At 45.1% G+C, this 19,512-nt stretch carries 18 protein-coding genes; 8 read left to right on the top strand and 10 right to left on the bottom strand.

The annotated features are described in order from the left end of the window. Positions 1 to 9 precede the first annotated feature (9 nt). The 4 genes from DPF91_RS16665 to DPF91_RS16650 all read left to right on the top strand — a co-directional run bounded on the left by DPF91_RS16665 (position 10) and on the right by DPF91_RS16650 (position 2,839). Positions 10 to 972, top strand: a complete 963-nt coding sequence (locus tag DPF91_RS16665; RefSeq protein ID WP_117235576.1) for a sugar kinase — start codon at positions 10 to 12, stop codon at positions 970 to 972. 16 nt (positions 973 to 988) lie between these two features. After that, positions 989 to 1,618 carry a bifunctional 4-hydroxy-2-oxoglutarate aldolase/2-dehydro-3-deoxy-phosphogluconate aldolase gene (locus DPF91_RS16660; RefSeq protein ID WP_117235575.1) on the top strand — a complete coding sequence of 210 codons (630 nt, stop codon included), beginning with the start codon at positions 989 to 991 and terminating at the stop codon, positions 1,616 to 1,618. A 68-nt stretch (positions 1,619 to 1,686) separates the two neighbouring features. Further along, entirely contained in the window at positions 1,687 to 2,313 is a 627-nt protein-coding gene (locus DPF91_RS16655) for a hypothetical protein (protein WP_117235574.1), read from the top strand. 22 nt (positions 2,314 to 2,335) lie between these two features. Next, positions 2,336 to 2,839, top strand: a complete 504-nt coding sequence (locus DPF91_RS16650; protein ID WP_117235573.1) for a YgjV family protein — start codon at positions 2,336 to 2,338, stop codon at positions 2,837 to 2,839. A gap of 63 nt (positions 2,840 to 2,902) precedes the next feature. On the opposite strand, the gene DPF91_RS16645 is transcribed toward DPF91_RS16650, so the two are convergent. The 3 genes from DPF91_RS16645 to DPF91_RS16635 all read right to left on the bottom strand — a co-directional run bounded on the left by DPF91_RS16645 (position 2,903) and on the right by DPF91_RS16635 (position 6,105). Further along, complete coding sequence (locus tag DPF91_RS16645; RefSeq protein WP_117235572.1) at positions 2,903 to 3,883, bottom strand: aldo/keto reductase; 981 nt, start codon at positions 3,881 to 3,883, stop codon at positions 2,903 to 2,905. Positions 3,884 to 3,897: 14 nt separating this feature from the next. Continuing rightward, entirely contained in the window at positions 3,898 to 5,232 is a 1,335-nt protein-coding gene (locus tag DPF91_RS16640) for a 6-phospho-alpha-glucosidase (protein WP_117235691.1), read from the bottom strand. A 168-nt stretch (positions 5,233 to 5,400) separates the two neighbouring features. Further along, positions 5,401 to 6,105: a GntR family transcriptional regulator gene (locus DPF91_RS16635; protein ID WP_123766768.1), complete on the bottom strand. Its 705-nt coding sequence runs from the start codon at positions 6,103 to 6,105 to the stop codon at positions 5,401 to 5,403. A 168-nt stretch (positions 6,106 to 6,273) separates the two neighbouring features. Between DPF91_RS16635 and DPF91_RS16630 the strand changes: the two genes are divergently transcribed. Continuing rightward, a complete protein-coding gene (locus DPF91_RS16630) occupies positions 6,274 to 7,857 on the top strand; it encodes a PTS transporter subunit EIIC (protein ID WP_241033847.1) in 1,584 nt (527 codons plus the stop codon). Positions 7,858 to 7,941: 84 nt separating this feature from the next. Here DPF91_RS16630 and DPF91_RS16625 read toward each other — a convergent pair whose 3' ends face one another. The 3 genes from DPF91_RS16625 to ftnA form a co-directional block, all read right to left on the bottom strand. Continuing rightward, entirely contained in the window at positions 7,942 to 9,135 is a 1,194-nt protein-coding gene (locus tag DPF91_RS16625; RefSeq protein WP_117235569.1) for a BaiN/RdsA family NAD(P)/FAD-dependent oxidoreductase, read from the bottom strand. 329 nt (positions 9,136 to 9,464) lie between these two features. Further along, positions 9,465 to 9,788 (bottom strand): universal stress protein UspB, encoded by a 324-nt coding sequence (gene uspB, locus DPF91_RS16620; protein WP_117235568.1) that lies wholly within the window; start codon positions 9,786 to 9,788, stop codon positions 9,465 to 9,467. A 95-nt stretch (positions 9,789 to 9,883) separates the two neighbouring features. Beyond that, positions 9,884 to 10,411: a non-heme ferritin gene (gene ftnA, locus DPF91_RS16615; RefSeq protein ID WP_117235567.1), complete on the bottom strand. Its 528-nt coding sequence runs from the start codon at positions 10,409 to 10,411 to the stop codon at positions 9,884 to 9,886. Between the two features lie 205 nt (positions 10,412 to 10,616). Here ftnA and DPF91_RS16610 point away from each other — a divergent pair, with 205 nt between their 5' ends. Both DPF91_RS16610 and DPF91_RS16605 read left to right on the top strand, forming a co-directional pair. Beyond that, positions 10,617 to 11,051: a universal stress protein gene (locus DPF91_RS16610; protein WP_117235566.1), complete on the top strand. Its 435-nt coding sequence runs from the start codon at positions 10,617 to 10,619 to the stop codon at positions 11,049 to 11,051. Between the two features lie 58 nt (positions 11,052 to 11,109). Further along, positions 11,110 to 11,988, top strand: a complete 879-nt coding sequence (locus DPF91_RS16605; RefSeq protein WP_117235565.1) for a carboxylate/amino acid/amine transporter — start codon at positions 11,110 to 11,112, stop codon at positions 11,986 to 11,988. Between the two features lie 79 nt (positions 11,989 to 12,067). On the opposite strand, the gene DPF91_RS16600 is transcribed toward DPF91_RS16605, so the two are convergent. Both DPF91_RS16600 and DPF91_RS16595 read right to left on the bottom strand, forming a co-directional pair. Then, positions 12,068 to 12,664, bottom strand: a complete 597-nt coding sequence (locus DPF91_RS16600) for a hypothetical protein (RefSeq protein WP_117235564.1) — start codon at positions 12,662 to 12,664, stop codon at positions 12,068 to 12,070. 112 nt (positions 12,665 to 12,776) lie between these two features. Then, positions 12,777 to 13,556, bottom strand: a complete 780-nt coding sequence (locus DPF91_RS16595) for a class I SAM-dependent methyltransferase (protein WP_117235563.1) — start codon at positions 13,554 to 13,556, stop codon at positions 12,777 to 12,779. Positions 13,557 to 13,666: 110 nt separating this feature from the next. Here DPF91_RS16595 and asnC point away from each other — a divergent pair, with 110 nt between their 5' ends. Beyond that, the gene (gene asnC, locus DPF91_RS16590; RefSeq protein WP_117235562.1) at positions 13,667 to 14,131 is read left to right on the top strand and encodes a transcriptional regulator AsnC; all 465 of its coding nucleotides are present in this window, start codon (positions 13,667 to 13,669) and stop codon (positions 14,129 to 14,131) included. A gap of 86 nt (positions 14,132 to 14,217) precedes the next feature. Here the strand turns inward: asnC and DPF91_RS16585 are convergent, their stop codons facing one another. After that, on the bottom strand, positions 14,218 to 16,971 hold the full coding sequence (locus tag DPF91_RS16585) for a cation-translocating P-type ATPase (protein WP_117235561.1): 2,754 nt from the start codon (positions 16,969 to 16,971) through the stop codon (positions 14,218 to 14,220). Positions 16,972 to 17,433: 462 nt separating this feature from the next. Further along, positions 17,434 to 19,476: an oligopeptidase A gene (gene prlC, locus DPF91_RS16580; protein ID WP_117235560.1), complete on the bottom strand. Its 2,043-nt coding sequence runs from the start codon at positions 19,474 to 19,476 to the stop codon at positions 17,434 to 17,436. Between the last annotated feature and the right edge of the window lie 36 nt (positions 19,477 to 19,512).

Genomic DNA, 19,512 nt, shown 5'->3' with positions numbered 1-19,512 from the left:
GAGCCTGTTATGAAGAATATCGCTATTATCGGAGAGTGCATGATTGAGCTGAACGGCAAACCGTTCGGCGCAATGCACCAAACCTTTGGTGGAGATACGCTAAATGCCGCGGTTTACCTAAGCCGCGGTTGCGAACTCAACACTGAAGACCAACCAATCACCGTTTCATACGTGTCTGCTATGGGTACTGACCCTCTCAGTGAAGGCATGGTTTCACGCTGGCACGACGAGGGTATCAATACTGACCTTGTGTTGCGTGATGATAACCGTACGCCAGGTCTATACCTGATCCAACTGGATGACCAAGGTGAGCGCACGTTCTTATACTGGCGCAATCAATCACCAGCTCGTTACCTACTGCAACATCCAGACTTTAGCCAGATTGAACAGTCTCTGTCGAAGATGGATATGGTGTTTGTCAGTGGTATCAGCCTAGCGATTTTGCCAGAAGAAGATCGCATTAAGCTGTTAGAGCTACTTGCTAACTTGCGCAGCCAAGGGGTAGAGGTCTCATTTGATAGCAATTACCGCCCTGCTCTGTGGCCAAATGATGAGCTAAAAACGGTTAAAGAAAACTACCAAGCCATGTATCAAGCGACGGACTTAGCGTTAGTTACATTTGATGACGAGCAACTTATCTGGGGTGATAAGACACCTCAAGAGACCTTAGACCGTCTACAAAAACTTGGGGTGACCAAAGCTGTTGTAAAACTTGGTGAAGAAGGCTGCTTAGTCGGTGACACCACTAGCGACAATGGCTATGCCGTACCAACAACCCCCGTTGAAACGGTAGTGGATACCACATCAGCAGGTGACTCGTTCAATGGCGGCTTTTTATCTTGCTATCTAGCAGGCGGAAACTTAGAACAATCATGCCAACGCGGTAATGCACTTGCCGGCGTTGTGATCCAACACCGTGGCGCAATCATCCCAAAATCAGCCACTGACGTTGTGACTCAAAAACAGAATTAATTACCAAGGATTTATCATGTCTACTATCAACGAGCAGCTAAAAGCGCTTAAAGTTATTCCAGTTATCGCTATCGACAAAGCGGAAGACATCATTCCACTGGGCAAAGTACTTGCAGAGAACGGTCTTCCGGCAGCAGAAATTACCTTCCGCTCTGATGCAGCAGTAGAGGCTATTCGTCTACTTCGCGAAGCACAACCAGACATGCTTATCGGTGCAGGTACGGTTCTAAACAAAGAGCAAGCTATCGCTGCAAAAGAAGCAGGTGCAACCTTCATCGTATCGCCTGGTTTCAATCCAAACACAGTTAAGGCGTGCCAAGAGATTGGTATCGACATCGTACCGGGCGTAAACAACCCAAGCGCAATCGAAGCAGCACTGGAAATGGGTCTAACAACGCTTAAGTTCTTCCCAGCAGAAGCATCAGGCGGCGTTAACATGGTGAAAGCTCTACTTGCACCATACGGAGATGTTCACATCATGCCTACTGGCGGTGTTAACCCGAAAAACATCAAAGACTACCTAGCAGTTCCACGCGTTCTTGCTTGTGGTGGTACTTGGATGGTAGATAAAAAGCTGATTGAAGCAGGTGAGTGGGAAGAGCTTGCACGCCTAACTCGCGAAGCGGTAGAGTTAGTTAACTCTTAATCAGAAGCATCGATTAAAGCCTCTCCTAACGGAGAGGTTTTTGTATCTGCACAACCAAAAGGATCGTTATGAATATCTTGTTTCTTCATACTCTTGGCAGCAATACAGATCTATTTGCGCCCCTTGCTGAAGAAAAATTTCCTCAGCACACCATCAGCCATGATGTACAAGAAACCTTCCTTACCGATATTCGTACCCACGGTCAGAACACACAAACCACTCAAGCAATACACGCTTACCTCGAAAACCAACTCAATAACGGTATCGATTACATTGTGTGTACCTGTTCAACACTTGGTCCTGTAGCTGATAGTTTTCCCAATGAGCAAGTCTTTCGAGTCGATAAACCGATGGCACAGCTCAGTGCTAAATACACGACTTGCTTAGTCGCAGTCACTCTAGAGAGCACCATCGAGCCCACTCGTGAGCTGCTAGAGTCACAAGCACCGAATACACTCTTCGAGTTCTTATTCGTAGAAGGCGCATGGGATCTCTATGCAAGCCAACAACTCAATGCCTTCAATCAATTCGTTGCTGACTGCGTTTCTCAATCATTGCAGCAAGAAAACACATATCAAGCCGTCGTTCTTGCCCAAGCATCAATGACGGATGCTGCTCCACTCATTGTGAGTAACTTGCCCGTTTTAACCAGTCCAGATACTTGCTTAGCGTACTTAGCTGAACGCTTGAACTAACCTCAAACCAAAAGGTGATGAGATGATCGCTGCACAAGTCGTTGGTGGTATTGCTTTTCTTTGTGGTGTGTTTGCCTTTCTTCAGAAAGACGACCTCAAATTTCGCTACGGCATGGTGACGTTTTGCTTCATCATAGCCGTGCACTTCTTCATGATGGATGCGATGGTCGCTGCGATCGGGGTGACCATCAATGGCGTTCGCGCATTTGTCTCAATCAAAACCCAATCTCGCTGGGTTATGTGGGTATTCATCAGCTTATTGATTGCTATGACGGTTCCACAGCTAAGCGCGCCCATAGAGGCACTCACCATCATTGGTTCAGCCGCAGGTACTTGGGCTCTGTTCTCGTTAAAGGGAATTAAAATGCGCAGCGTGATCTTGTTTAACTCTTGCTGCTGGTTCACACACAATTTATGGCTAGGTTCCATCGGGGGAAGTTTGGTTGAGGGAACATTCATCATCACCAACTTGATGACGATTTATCGGATGTATAAAGCCTCGGAGTCTTCTGAGCAAGAGGCTTAGCCCCAAAAAGAAAACCCCAGTGAAACACAAGTGTTCGCTGGGGTTTGTTTTATTTGGTAAAACCTATTTTAGATTCCACTTTGCCACAATTTCTTCTGCTTGCTTAAGCAACTCGGCACTTGATGTTGACTGAACGAATGAAGCATTGTCTTTCACCTGTTCAACCGTGTGAGCACCTGCAATTACCGGGCCCACGTCTTGCTGAGCAACAAGCCAATGAATAGCGAGATGCGCCAAAGGAATATTCGCTGTTTGAGCAAGTACTTTGAGTTCTTCCACACAGTTGAAGTAAGGTTCGAACGCTTCACCATTCAGCTTAGGGTTGTTGCGACGATCATCGTTTTCATCCCAGTTACCTGAACGCTTTAATGTGCCTGTTAGCAAGCCTTGCATTAATGGCGAGTAAGGCAGGTACTTCATGTCATTGTCGTGACAGAATGGCAGCGCTTCTTCTCGTGCACGATACTGCAGCGGAATATTGTGGTAGTGCTCAGGGTTTTGCTCCAGAAGGTTGTAAAGGCCTTGGAACGTCGCCACTTCAACACCTTCCATCATCTCGCGAGTCATATCTAACGAGTAATTAGATACACCAACGTGACGGATCTTACCTTGCTGTTTCAACTCAGCCAGCGCTTCTGCAGTCTCAGCAATCGGCGTATTAGGATCTGGCCAATGTACTTGGTACAGGTCAACATAATCTGTTTGCAAACGCATCAGAGAATCATCAATCTCTTTGAAGATGCTTGCTTTTGTTAAGTCTTTACGCGTCTTCTTACGCTCATCTTGAGACCATGGCAAACCGCATTTAGTGGCAATAATGATGTCTTCACGTTTTTCCGTTTTGAGTGCTTCACCAAGAACGGATTCAGCGTGCCCTTTACCGTATACAGGCGCTACATCGAAAAAGTTAATTCCAGTGTCAATCGCAGCCTTGATAGCACGAATGGACTCTTGGTCTGAGACATTGTTCCATGTCCCACCAATGGCCCAACAGCCGAAACCAACCGCAGATGCGTTTAAATCTTTAATCTGTTTGAATTTCATTTGTACTTACTCTGTTATTTCAGTTCAGGCCAGTAGTCTTTATTCGATTCAATCATCTCATCAAGGATCTTCTTCGCAACCTTAGCAGAAGAAATCGTCTTGCTTAGTGTGAACGCTTGAAGGGCTTTATCGTAAGAGCCTTCAATCGCTGCATCGACGATACATTTCTCAGACATTAATTGTTGTTGCAGCATACCTTGATAGAAGTGTGGCACTTCACCCACTTGAATCGGGTAGACTTTATCACGGCCAAGTAGTGCAGGAACCTCTACCATAGCATCATCTGGTAGGCCTTTAATGAGACCGTTGTTAGGAATAATCACTAACCATTTTTGACGCAGGTCATAAGCCATAGACATTGCTACGTCGGCAATGAACTCACCGTGTACACCAACGTGGAATTTACCTTCTACGTTACCGTCAGAAGCCTTGATTTGTTCAATCGCTTCAAACATTTTCTTCTCGCGACCTTCCATCACCTCATTAGCACGAGTGTGCTCTGGGTTAGATTGAGCAACGATATCATCAGCCATTAAGTAATACTGTAGGTAGGTGTTCGGGATGTACTCAGGGAACATCTGAACAAGAGGCTGAGTATTTTTGAATGTCTTGATCCACGATGGTTCTGAGTGACATGCATTCTCGACTTCTTGCTCAGTGAGCATGCCGAACTTCTTAATGTGCTCTCGCAATTGAGGGATCTTCTCTTCACCATCAACCTTGATAGAAGTGAACCAACCGTAGTGGTTAAGACCAAAGTACTCCACATCTAGCTCGTATCGGTTAACCTCAAGGATATTTGATAGGTTACGCTCAATCGCAACTGGCATATCACAGATGTTCAGAACACGTGCATTTGGACGCAGTCGATTAACAGCATCAGCTACGATTGCTGCAGGGTTTGAGTAGTTCAACATCCAACACGTCTCTTTTGCGAAACGCTCCATATGGTCGATCAACTCAATCATTGGGAAAATGGTACGCATGCCGTATGCAAGACCACCTGCACCACATGTTTCCTGACCAACACAACCATGGCGAAGTGGAATCTTTTCATCAAATTCACGCATTTTGTACTGGCCCACACGAATTTGAGCAAAAACAAAGTCAGCATGTGAGAAAGCAACTTCAGGCTCCGTAGTTACCGTGAGCTTTACATGTGGAGCGTGAGTTTTAACAACGTAATCTACCAATACTGCAACATTGTCCTGACGTTCTTTGTCGATGTCATACATGCGGATTTCTGCGATTGGGAAATCTTCACCCTTCATCAGAAGTGCTTTAACGATACCTGCTGTGTATGTTGAGCCGCCACCAGCAATAGCGATAATTTGAGATTCTTTAGTCATAACCAACTCCAATTTGACTTCATTAAAGGTCATCTATTTTTATGACCTATTCGAAAATTGGTTATATCCTTATAATTTCAGCACGACATGACAAATTAAATAATCAATTGATGTGATCTATTTCAAAAGTTATTTAATATAGGTTATATATAACTTAATGAAACATAATCAATTATGGCGAGGGAGGTATATTGCTAGCTTATGAGCGTCTGGGTGAAACCACGCTTCGGTATAATCAAATTTGCGACCATCTGTTAAGTTGGAGATCGATCTCAGGTTGATAATAGGATGACTTTTTTCCAAACCAAGCAACTTCATAATATCTTCATTTGATTCTACTGCTGTGAACTCTTGTCGGCTGCCTTCAATGGTCATCTGTTTTTCATGCTCGACATAATCAAACTTGGATTTTTCTAAAGTTGAGATATTCAGATCTGGAAAAAGGGCCACAGGCATATAGCTATCTTCGACAATCCGTGGCTGGTCGTCGATGTATTTAACGCGGCGAATATAGTACAAAGGCTCGTCTTCACTGAGCCCAAGTAACTTATGAACAGAGACATTCTCTGTATCCATAAAGAATTGAGTTACCTTATATTTCACCGTTTTGTTGTTGCCATGTTGGATTTCAGACGTTCCGGCTAATGTGTTCATTTGATGAGAAAGCTGCTTCTCTAGAACATAAGTTCCGGAGCCCCTGCGCTTCTCTACCAATTTTAACTTCACTAATTCATCGACAGCCTTACGTACAGTGATACGGCTGACTTGATATTCATCAATAAGCTGTTTTTCTGTTGGGAGTGCGTTTCCTACGCTATAAACATCGGCGTTTATTTTTTCTTTTAGGCTTTCTAATACTTTTATATATAGCACAACGTCTTCCTTAAAATAGGTTATATGGTTAATATAATAACATGACAAATTAGTATTATAATAGGTTATCCATCACATAATAACCACAATAAAGTTGTTATAATCTTTCTTATCTATAAAGCTATTTGCAGAAACATTAAAAAATAAATAGCTAATTTAGGGATATGAATGATGAATAAAGAATCCATTACCTCCTACATGAGCGATCTATCTCGGGCTATGTTGGCTCCGATATATGTATTGCCACTAGTGGGGTTTGTGATTGCAATTGGCGCTGCAATTACTAACCCTGGAATCGTTGAAGTACTTCCTTTCCTTGATACTCCATTCTTTAAGGGAATGGGGGAAGTCTTGGTTTGGTCAACACTCAGCGTACTGATCAACCTGCACATTATCTTTGCTGTTGGTATTTCCGTTGGTCTAGCTAAGAAAGATAAACACTTGGCTGGCTTCAATGCGATGATCATCTACTTCGTGTATCTGTACACGATGAACACTTACATGAAAGTGAACGGCTTGCTTATCGATGGTGACCTTGGTGGTACCGGTCAAGCATCCATCATGGGCTTACAAGTTGTCGATACAGGTATCTTCGTGGGTATGCTGATCGGTATTCTTAATGCTTACTTCCACAACAAGTACAGCCAAAAAGTACTAAAAGGCGCACTATCACTATACGGTGAATCTCGTTTAGTTCTTATCATCATGATTCCGGCTGCAATCTTAACTGGTATCTTATTCACTCATATCTGGCCACCAGTACAGCAAGCAATTTTCGGCTTTGGTGAAAACATTCGTGGCGCAGGTTCTATGGGTGTGGGTATCTATGGTTTCCTTGAGCGCATCTTGATTCCTACCGGCCTCCATCACCTACTTTGGGTTCCAATGCACTTTACTGATCTTGGTGGCTGTCTAGATGTTGCAGGGCAAAGCTACTGTGGTATTGAGAACATTTTCTTAGCTGAGATTGGTGATCCTGAAACAACTCGTTTATCTAGTTCAATCATTTTCGACTCTCGTAGCTTGGTGAAGATCTTCGGTCTAACAGGTGCAGGTATTGCAATGTACCACTGCGCAGACCAAGACAAGAAAGAGAAAGTAAAAGCGATTGTATTCCCTGCGGTTGCATCTTCAATCCTTGTTGGTGTCACAGAGCCTATCGAGTTCTCTTTCCTATTCGTAGCACCGCTACTGTTCGTTGTTCACGCGGTACTAACCGGTCTATTCATGGCTCTACTCTCTGTCTTAGATGTCGTAGCGGTGGGTAAAGGTGGTCTAATTGACTTCATCGTTTACAATGTTCCGTTAGGTACAGATAAAACTGATTGGCCGATGTACGTTGCGATTGGTCTGGTTCAAATGGTGGTTTACTACTTCATCTTCCGTGGCTTAATCCAGTACCTAAACCTGAAAACCATTGGTCGTGGCGAAGCCGAAATGAAGCTTCATACTAAAGCTGACTACAAAGAGCGCCAAACAACTGCTGCTATCGATGCGTCTGTGGGTGAGTTTAATTCAGTCGCTATCATCGAAGGGCTTGGTGGCAAAGAGAACATCATTGATGTGCAAAACTGCTACACCCGTCTTCGTGTTGAAATTCACAATCCTGATTTGGTCAATGAAGCGAAAATTCAGGAATCGAACCCTATGGGTATCGTCACCAAAGGCCACTCTATCCAGATTATCTTTGGTAGTCATGTCGCCTCAGTTCGACAGGAAGTAAATGATTTTTTGGAAATGATGCCAGCGTAGAGCAATAACGCGTTGGTTCATCAATCAATACAAAAACAGCCGCTTTTCGCGGCTGTTTTCACATGAATAACTCAAAAGCAGTATTTAAACCCACTGCCCTGCTACGAAGCCTGAGCTCCAGCACCATTGGAAGTTGTAGCCCCCCAACCAGCCGGTAACGTCCATCACTTCACCGATGAAGTACAAGCCTTTGATCTTCTTACATTCCATAGTTTTGGAAGAAAGCGAATCAGTATCGACACCGCCTAAGGTCACCTCTGCCGTTCGGTAGCCCTCAGTTCCATTTGGTGCAATTTCCCAACGTTCTAAGGTATCAATAACCTGTTGAAACTCTTTATGGTTAAGTTGTTTCAATGGCTTATCTACTAGCTCTTTACGCTCAATCAGCACTTCGATTAAACGCTTTGGCAGTACCTTGGCTAAGGTGTTTTTAAGAGACTGATTTGGGTGCTTCTCACGAGAGTTAGTTAACAGGGCTTCAATATCTTCGTTTGGTACTAGATTGATCGTTACCCTCTGGCCTGCTTTCCAGAAAGATGAAATCTGCAGCACTGACGGACCAGATAGACCACGGTGAGTGAACAACAGCGCTTCTTTGAACAAAGTGCCATCTTCTGCCGTGATTTCTGCTGGTACAGCAATGCCAGAGAGTGTCTCTAGGTCTTCTTTATCTTGCTTGTGTAGAGTAAATGGTACTAGACCGGCAGTAGTTGGCTGTACAGGAAGACCAAATTGCTCAGCCACCTTGTAACCAAATGGTGTCGCTCCCAGTTTTGGCATAGATAGACCACCAGTGGCAATCACCAAGGACTCACACTCAATCACATCAGTATTCGAGTGTAGTGAGTAACCTGACTCCACCTTCTCAATCAAATGCACGTCTTGCTGGTAGCGCAGAGCGATATTTGGCATATTACACTCGGCGAGCAGCATCTTAACGATGTCTTTTGAGTCGTAGTCACCAACACAGAATAATTGGCCATGGTCGCGTTCTTCGAACTCGATACCATGTTTGCTCACCATAGAGATAAAGTCCCAGTTGGTGTATTGTGACAGAGCTGATTTCACAAAGTGCGGGTTTTGGCACAGGTAGTTGCTAGCTGATACATCGTAGTTGGTAAAGTTACAGCGACCACCACCAGCGATCAGTATTTTACGTCCTGGCTTCTTGGCATGATCTAGCACCAAAACCTTACGGCCACGCTTACCAGCTTCTGCAGCACACATTAAACCCGCGGCTCCTGCGCCTATAATGACGACGTCAAACTTCTCGCTCATGTTTCTCTCTACGTTGTATCAAACTATTTAACCTCAACTCGGGATAAGAAAGTCTCTAGCCCTTACATTTCATACCATTAACCTTGCCTTTCAGTCAGTGCGGCTAATTAAGATGCATAACAAGGCAAAATCATAAATCAATAGCTAGTCTATTGTGTTGATTTTAACGATGTTAGGCGCTTAAGAAGCTGTGCTGAATGGCTTAGATTATCCCGAGTTGAGGTTATTTATCTCTTGCAGCAATAAAAAAGGATGCGCCACATGTGCACATCCTTCTTGCTCAAAAACAACGCTATTCTAACGGCATTCGAGCCGTTCTACAAAAATATCTATACCACAAACGCCGCTAGCAAGGTGACGCCAAGTAATGCACACGAAAGAATAAATAGTTCACGTACGCGATTACATTTACCCGTAAACAACGCATCATGGTGATGGAGGTACTCGCGGCTTTTCAAGTAGTGAAATAAACGGAATTGCTTAACGACATTACCATGCGTAGTAAAGAAACCGCCACCATCAACCTGTTGATATAACAGCGGGTGCGCTTCTCGCATGATGAAAATAAGTGAACGTAACGCAGTAATATAGCGCGCGAAGTTGACTGCTGTTACCAGCATGAGTGTGATTAGAATCGTGTCACCACTGATCATCTTTTCCTCCCTACATCATCAATGTAGCTCCCAAAAAAGATGACCAGTGCAAGGCTAGTCTGATTGAGTCAGACTGACGTTAGCCTAGCTTCATCTTATTCAGCAGGAGCATCCATAATTGAAGATGAACCTTCTTTTGCCATTAGCGCTAGGTCTTTGTCGATGAAGAATAGTGCTTTACCATCTTCGCCAACGAGCTCTAGCTTATCTAAGATCCCTTTAAACAGCTTCTCTTCCTCGTGCTGCTCAGCAACGTACCACTGAAGGAAGTTGAACGTTGAGTAGTCCTGACTTGTGAATGCGACATGCGCGAGCTTATTAATCCTCTCCGTGATCATCTGCTCGTGCTCATAAGTTTCGCGGAATACGTCACCTAGGCTAGCGAAATCGTGTTTTGGTGCCTCAATAGCACCCAAAATTGGCATCGCACCTGTCTCGCTTACATAAGTAAATAGGCGCTGCATATGCTCCATTTCTTCAACGGCGTGAGCACGCAAAAATTCTGCTGCACCTTCGAAACCTTTATCTTCACACCAAGCACTCATTTGTAAGTATAGATTGGATGAGAAAAATTCGAGATTAATTTGCTCATTCAATTGCGCAACCATATTTTGAGACAACATCGGACGACTCCTAACTATTGAATTACATTGCTCAGCACTATATCACGAACCTTTAAGGTTTATCGATTTGTTAATAAAAATAGCGATTTCCTCAACTCTGAGTCCTTTGTATGTCAGTAAGTGGATATGAGATCACCCCGACAAAAAATTACCTTTGCTAGTGCTAGGATTTAGTTAGATAGCGAGTGAATATGGAGAAACCGTTATGAGTTACAAACACATACTGGTCGCAATAGACCTTTCAGACGAGAGCAAAATACTCATAGATAAAGCGGTATCCTTAGCGAAGCCTCTAGACGCTGAGGTATCCTTTATCCATATCGATGTGAACTATGCAGAGCTCTACACAGGGCTAATCGACATCAACCTAGCAGAGACCCACCATCAAGCATTGGAAGCTTCTAAGCAGCAACTGCAAGAGCTGGCAACTTATGCCGATTTCCCTATCAAGCACACCTTGGTAGGCAGCGGTGATTTAGGCAATGAAATGACCGATACCATCAATGAGAAAAGCGTTGACCTGCTGATCTGTGGTCACCACCAAGATTTCTGGAGTAAGTTGCTTTCCTCGACTCGTCAGCTCATCAATGTGACGCCGGTGGATCTATTGGTCATACCATTGAAAGGCGAAGAGGGCTAACACCTAAGGCTGAAACTTAGTTAGACTGCTGCCATCAATTCACTACCTGAACAACAGAATGAATTACTTAGCAGCAGTTACCCTCTTATGGGCATTTTCATTTAGCTTGATCGGCGTCTACCTCGCAGGTCAGGTCGACTCTTGGTTTTCCGTTTGGATCCGAATCGCGCTAGCGAGTGTCGTCTTCCTTCCTTTCATTAAATTCCGTGGCGTATCTAAAGCGTTGATCGGTAAGTTGATGACCATTGGTGGTTTCCAGCTCGGTTTAATGTATTGCTTCTACTACCAATCCTTCTTGTTGCTCTCTGTGCCTGAGGTGTTGCTGTTTACCGTCTTCACCCCTATCTACGTCACCTTGCTGTACGATTTCTTAAAAGGTCAGTTCTCACCTTGGTATTTGGTCACCGCGGTGATCGCAGTAGCAGGCGCTGCATTTATTAAGTTCGCGGGGATCAACGAGAACTTCTTGATGGGCTTCTTGGTTGTTCAGGGAGCGAACCTTTGTTTTGCGATTGGTCAGGTTGGCTACAAGGTGATCATGGAAAAAGAACCTGTTGATTTGCCGCAGCGCACCGTCTTTGGCTATTTCTACCTTGGGGCTTTGTGTGTCGCGAGTGTGGCATTCGCACTCATGGGTAACATTGAAAAGCTGCCAACCACCAGCTTGCAATGGGGTGTATTAATCTACCTTGGTTTAATCGCATCTGGCTTAGGTTACTTTATCTGGAATAAGGGTGCGACCATGGTCAATGCAGGCGCACTGGCTGTGATGAACAATGCTTTGGTACCGGCAGGCCTTATCGTCAACATCCTGATCTGGAATCGTGACGTGGATTTGGTTCGCTTATCCATCGGTGGCGCCATTATCTTGTTATCACTGTTCATCAATGAGACTTGGGTGAAAAAGCGCGTTACCCAATCTCGAGCTCAGGCTTAACAAACTAGAGTTAGATCCAGATAAACCTGAAAACGAAAAGAGCGACCAATGGTCGCTCTTTTCATATTCGTCGTTCAGTTTAGTGAAGCTGGCTTGTCATCTGCTTTTTGTCATCAAATTGAGTGATGTCTTGGTTGATCTGGCTGAATTTATTCTCAAGTTTATTGTGTTTCTCGACCAATGCTTGTTGTTTCTTCAGCAGTTTTTGCTGCTTCTTCACAACTTTTGCCAGTTTCTTATTAAACTTCCTCTGCTTTTTAAGGGCTTTCTTCGCTTGCTTGAGAGACTTCTTATCCTCAACCGAAACCTCGCTTTCGATAGCTGGGGCAACCACTTCTAACAACGCTGATGGCTCTGTTACTTTGATTTGGGCTTTAACCGCTTCACGCTGCTGCTTTGCAGCACGCTTTTGGGCTCGGAGCTCTTTCACTAACGCAACATGCTCTGGTTGAGGCTTGATAGTTTCAGCAAGCAGGCCACAAGCGGCTTTCTCTTTATCAGGAAGAGCTTGGCAGCTTGCCGGTGGTATTGCAGAAGGTTTACATAGGCTGGATTTGCTTGCTGAAGAACGTGCACACGAACGACAAACGAACTTAGGCTCACTCACCAAGCGGTGAATTTCTCCCAAGTTTGCGGCGATATCACGGCGGTTCAGCTTACAAAAACGTTTGGTCATCTAACGGCTCCAACCAAGAATAGGAATAATTCTTAGTTAGATATACCTTTAGATTGCGCACTAATCAAGCACAAATTCTCACTTTTAATACGCAACCATGAGAGCATTGCAACTAAGTCATTGATGCTTTTACATATACATCAAAACGGTTCTTTTTGGTCTCTATCGCCATGTTTGGTTTTTGTTCATCAAGCCAATTTGCGTAATCTGGGCGCTTAACGACCACACGCTTTGTTGCTAACTCTAATGCAGGCTTCAGCAGCCCATCGGCATCTAGGTCTGCACCCACCAAAGATTGGAATACGCGCATCTCTTTTTTCACTAGCGCTGACTTTTTCTTGTTCTCTGGATGCGGGTACATCGGATCGAGATACACAACATCGGGCTTATCGAAACTAGTATCGCTCGCGAGTTCATCCAAAGCATTAAGGCTAGAGGCATGAATTAACGACATACGCTCACTCACCCAGCCACCGATATCGGGGTCCTGCTTAGCACGCTCTAAACCATCATCAAGTAAAGCTGCCACCACAGGATGACGCTCAACCATCTGAACCTTACAACCCAAGGAGGCGAGAACAAACGCATCTCGGCCTAGACCAGCTGTGCCATCAAGCACCGTAGGCGTTGCTCCTTTATTCAAACCCGCAGCCTTTGCGATCGCTTGTCCTTTACCACCACCGAACTTACGGCGATGGCCAACAGCACCACCGACGAGATCAACATAAATAGCCCCAAGCTTTGGCTCATCGACCTTACGCAGCTCTAAACGCTCAGAGGTAAGCACCAACGCAAACAGGCTCAACTCATCGTGAGTCAGCTTCCAGCGGCTTGCCAGTTCTTCTAAACGAGGGGATAAAGATGGATCTTCACAGATAAGGTTGAGTTGCAAAGGGAGCTCTCCAGAATAAAGGGTCGCTGTAAGTGTAATGATTTTGGCAAGGCATACCAATCTTTTGTGCTATCGTAAAACCACTCGAAGAGACAAACACAGAGACACTGATGGACGCCAACCTACCTCGCCTAGATGATCTAGACCGTGCGATTCTAAAAACCTTGATGGAAGATGCTCGAACACCTTATGCCGAGATGGCGAAACAGTTTGAAGTCAGCCCTGCGACCATTCATGTTCGTATCGAGAAGATGAAAGCAGCCGATATCATCGAGGGAACGGAAGTGATCGTGAATACTAAGAAACTCGGTTATGACGTCTGTTGCTTCATCGGAATTAACCTCAACGCGGCCCGTGATTATCACTCCGCCTTAGAAAAGCTGAATGCATTAGATGAGGTAGTCGAGGCTTACTACACCACTGGGGCATACAACATCTTCGTCAAACTGATGTGTAAATCGATTGAAGAGCTGCAATATGTGTTGATTGATAAGCTACAGGCGATCGATGAGGTGCAATCGACGGAAACGCTGATCTCGTTGCAAAACCCAATCAATCGCAACGTTAATCCTTAATTAATCTCTCTTTGTCAGAATAGAAAAACGCCTCGACCCTATACCGGTTCGAGGCGTTTGCTTATCTCATAACAACTAACGTTAGATTAGAACCACTTAGTCTTAGTTGCTTCTTTCACTGCTGACATAACGAGTGTCGGTAGTGAAGCTGCCATGATCACACCAAATAGGTGACCTACAGATAGTGCTTCAGTATTGAAGATTAGCTGACCTAGGCCTGTGTAGATAACCCCCAGCGATAGAATTGCTGACACTGCCACTGCACCTAGTAGGTACGGGTTAGTGAATGGGTTACGACGGTATAGCGACGTAAACGTACGCGAATCAAATAGGTGCCATAGCTGAGCAAATACCAACATTGCAAATGCCATGGTTTGAGCATAGTTTGCTGAGAAGCCATTAGTCAGCGCCCAGTTAAATGCCATGTAGCTCATGCCACCTAATGCTAGACCACGAGTAAGGATACGAGTGCCTAGGTGATCACTGAAGAAGCTCTCGTTACGTTTGCGAGGCTTACGTTCCATCAGATCTTTCTCTTCTGGCTCAACACCTAGCGCTAGCGCCGGTAGACCATCCGATACCAAGTTGATCCACAGAATCATTAATGGTGTTAGCGGCAAGATAGCCTCTGGGCCCATCATTAGGAATGCAAATAGGATGACCGATACTTCACCGACGTTTGCAGTTAATGCCTGACGGATAAACTTACGCAGGTTATCGAAGATTTGACGACCCTGGCGAACCGCTTTCACGATAGTGCTGAAGTTGTCATCCAGAAGGATAAGGTCACCCGAGTCTTTCGCTACCGATGTACCTGTGATACCCATTGCAACACCGATATCGGCACGACGCAGTGCTGGTGCATCGTTCACACCGTCACCTGTCATCGCTGCAACTTCGTTATTTACCTGCTGAGCTTGAACAATACGCAGTTTGTGCTCGGGAGTTACACGAGCGAATACCGCTACCTGAGGGCAGATTTGTTGCAGCTTCTCATCGTCCATTTCGTCTAGCTCTGCACCAGTGATAACGAGGTCTTTCTCGCTACGGATAATCCCTATCTCACGTGCAATAGCTGCCGCTGTTAGGGCATGGTCACCCGTGATCATTACCGTTCTCACACCCGCTTGGTAGCAACTTTCAATCGCATCACGCACTTCTGGACGTGGTGGATCCATGATGCCGTATAGACCAAGAACCGTAATGTCCTTCTCAAGCTCAGTGTGGTCACGCTCTAGATCAGCTTCTGTTAGTTCTTTAAAGCCTACAGCCAGTGTACGTAGAGCATCTTGTGCGAAGTCTTGGATTGCTGCTTCATAGTTTGCAACGATTTCTTCACTTGGGTTTACTGCAAGCGCAAGATTACCGTCTGTCGACATTGGAGTGTGATCAACAGGAGTGCCATCAACCATAAAGCCAGCGGCATTGCTTAAGATTACGTCTGGCGCACCCTTAATCGCAAGGAAGTGCTTACCTTCAGGGTCTTTAACAATCACTGAAGCCATCTTACGAGATGAGTCGAACGGGAACTTGTCCACGATAGAATAACCGCCCGTCGTCAGCATCTCTGATTGATTCAGACCAGCTTTCGCTGCTGCAACAATCAATGCGCCTTCTGTTGGGTTACCACGAACCGATGACTTGTCACCATCCATCAGGTATTCAGAGTCATTACATAGCGTCGCAACAACCAGGCCTTTCATCATCTCTGGGCTCTGCTTTGCATCGACATTGTGTGACAATGGCTTGAACTCACCTTCTGGGCTAAAACCTTTACCGCTTACTTCCCAGTAACGACCGCTTGCGTCATACGCCTTCATAACCTGCATTTGGTTTTGCGTCAGCGTACCTGTTTTATCTGAGCAGATGACCGTCGTTGAACCTAGAGTTTCAATTGCAGCCAGTTGTTTCGCCAGTGCGTTGTTCTTCACCATACGGGTTGAACCCATAGTTAGAACAATGGTAATAACCGTTGGAAGACCTTCAGGAATCGCCGCTACCGACAGTGAAATACCTGTGTTTAGAATCTCTAACCAAGGCATACCGTAGTAAAGACCGATCGCACACACCACAGCAACCACACCAAGAGCCACCACCATCAGTGTCTTAGCAATGGTATCCATACGCTCTTGCATTGGTGTTTTGGTTTCTTCAGTGTTAGCCATTAGGTCAGCAATGTGACCCACTTCGGTCTGCATACCCGTTGCTACAACCAGACCCAGACCAGTACCGGACGTCACCATCGTAGTCATGAAACCCATATTTAGCTGATCACCTAGACCAACCGTTTCATCGTCTATGGTCTTGGCAGTCTTGTCGACAGGCTCAGACTCACCAGTTAGCGCCGCCTCATCGATAGATAGGCGGTTTGCTTCTAGAATTCGGACATCAGCCGCCAGTATGTCACCTGTGCTGATTTTTAGGATGTCACCCGGAACGATATCGCTCGCTGGAATGTCCATCCACTCACCATCTCGCTTAACCTGCGCAGATGGTGCCGCCATTTGACGCAGTGCTTCCATACCCTTCTGAGCTTTAAACTCCTGCCAGAAAGCGATTAAAGCATTGATAAAGATGATCGCAGTAATGGCTATCGCATCGACTAGGTGTCCTGTAAAGTACGAAACAATCGCACCAACACCCAGGATGAAGATCAATGGGTTTTTAAACTGGTGAAGAAATAGCTCAAGAGCAGATTTACCCGCTTTCTCCTGAAGCTCATTTTTTCCGTATTGTGATTGACGCTCGGTGACTTCGTTTGAAGTCAAACCTTGCTCTGACGATACACCCATCATCTGCTGGGTGTTCTCAACCGTCTCGGTGAACCACTTTTTAGTCATAGGGAACTCTCCAAGTCAATTCAGTCGACATCGGTAAAATGACAAACCGATAAAAAGTAATCGCTGAATGTAATCACGACACTTAAATGCATAGTTATCTGCATTAAATGCATATCAAAAGTTAATTTAAACTACCTGAAGAAACACCATCTTGTAATTAACTTTCGGACAGTAGGTACCTCATCTAGAGCACTTCTTTGACCCAAAACAAACTCATAACCAAATGACTCTATACCCAAGATATACATTGTAAGAAAGGGTTAATAAGACTGAGATTCAGCTGAAGTAATACTTCTAAAATTTCGAAAAATGAAAGTTAATTACAGGTTTGGAATAAATTTCACATTCACCCAGTTTATAGGTAAGTGGGAGGTAAAATTAAAGTAGATTTTTATTCACAAAAAAAGCCTCTAGTTAACTAGAGGCTTTCATTAATTTTAGGTTGGTGCTTAACGCAAATACTTAAACAGCAATCCCAGAATGACGAAGTAACGCATCAATTTGAGGCTCACGACCTCGGAAACGCTTAAACAACTCCATTGGTTCTTCACTGCCGCCCATTTCTAGAATGTTGTTCAAGAAACGCTTACCAGTGTCTTTATTGAAGATTCCCTCTTCTTCAAAGGCAGAGTAGGCATCTGCAGACAATACCTCAGCCCATAGGTAACTGTAGTAACCTGCGCTATAGCCACCAGCAAAAATATGACCGAAGCTATGAGAGAAACGATTCCACTCTAGGCTTGGTAATACAGCGACTTTTGACTTCACATCCGCTAACGTCTCTAGCACTTTCGCACCGACCTCAGGGTCATATTCAGTATGAAGCGTGAAATCAAACAGACCGAATTCAAGCTGACGCAAAATAAACATCGCCGACTGGAAGTGCTTCGCAGCAAGCATCTTATCTAGCATCTCTTTTGGTAGCGGTTCGCCCGTTTCGTAGTGGCTAGAGATAAAGGCTAGCGCTTCTTCTTCCCAGCACCAGTTCTCTAGGAATTGGCTTGGGAGCTCAACTGCATCCCATGGCACACCATTAATACCCGATACCGCGCCCGCGTCCACTTGCGTTAGCATATGGTGAATACCATGACCAAACTCGTGGAATAGCGTCACCAACTCGTCATGAGTAAATAGTGCAGGCTTGTTCCCTACCGGCTTGTTGAAGTTACACGTTAGGTAAGCCACTGGTGTTTGTAGCTCACCCGAAGCGGTAATACGGCGACCACGGCAATCGTCCATCCATGCCCCACCACGCTTATGCTCACGAGCGTACAGGTCAAGGTAGAAGCTACCACGTAAAGTATCGTTCGCGTCGAAGATATCAAAGAAACGAACCGACTCATGCCAGGTATCCACTCCTTCACGCTCTTTCACCGACATACCAAAGACTCGATTCAGCACTTCAAATAGACCGCTTACGGCTTTTGATTCTGGGAAGTATGGGCGCAGCTCTTCATCAGAGATCTGGAATAAGTGCTGCTTTTGCTTTTCGCTGTAGTAAGCGATGTCCCAAAGATTTAGTGTCTCAACACCAAACTCTTTGTTAGCAAATTGACGCAGTTCTTCAACTTCACGCTCACCTTGCGGCTTCGCTTTAGAAGCTAGGTCATTTAAGAAACCGAGTACTTGAGATGGGTCTTCCGCCATTTTGGTTGCCAAAGACTTTTCGCTATAGGTATTGAAGCCCAGCATACGAGCAATTTCATGACGCAGTTTTAGCTGCTCAGCAATAAGCTCAGTGTTGTCCCACTTACCAGCATTTGGACCACGATCCGATGCACGAGTGACATACGCTTCGTACAACTCTTGGCGCAGCTCTTGATTATCACAGTAAGTCATTACTGGTAGGTAAGAAGGAATGTCGAGGGTTAATAAGTATCCCTCAAGCTCTTTTGCTTCTGCCGCCGCTTGGGCTGCCGTCAATGCCGATTCTGGCATACCGGATAACTCTGTCACATCCGTCACATGCTTAGTCCAGCCCATCGTCGCATCAAGTACATTATTCGAGAACTGCGAGCCAAGCTCTGACATACGCTTGCTGATCTCACCGTAACGGTGCTGCTCATCCGCAGGTAGACCGATGCCAGAAAGCTCAAAGTCACGTAGTGAGTCAGTAATCGTTTTCTTCTGTGCTTGATTTAGCTCAGCAAAGGTATCGCTCGACTTAATCGCTTTGTATGCTTCAAATAGACCTTTGTGTTGACCAACCCAAGTGCCGTATTCAGATAATAGTGGCAAACAGCTTTCGTAAGCTTCACGTAGTTCATCACTGTTCACGACCGAATTCATATGGCTCACTGGTGACCAAATGCGACCTAGGCGATCATCACTCTCTTCGATAGGAGCAACTAGGTTATCCCAGGTCGGTTGAGTGTTGTCGGCAAGTACTTGCTCAATCTTAGCGCGGCAATCGTTGATCGCTTGCTCAACAGCAGGCTTTACGTGCTCTGGCTTAATCTGAGAAAACGGAGGCAAGTCCGTGAAGGTAAGAAGCGGGTTAGACATAAGGCAATCCTTTTAAGTCAGTCATCTGTTCAAATC

The sequence above is a fragment of the Vibrio maerlii genome, assembly GCF_003415655.1.
Classification (GTDB): Bacteria; Pseudomonadota; Gammaproteobacteria; order Enterobacterales; family Vibrionaceae; genus Vibrio; species Vibrio maerlii.
This window is presented reverse-complemented; position numbering and strand designations above follow the sequence as displayed.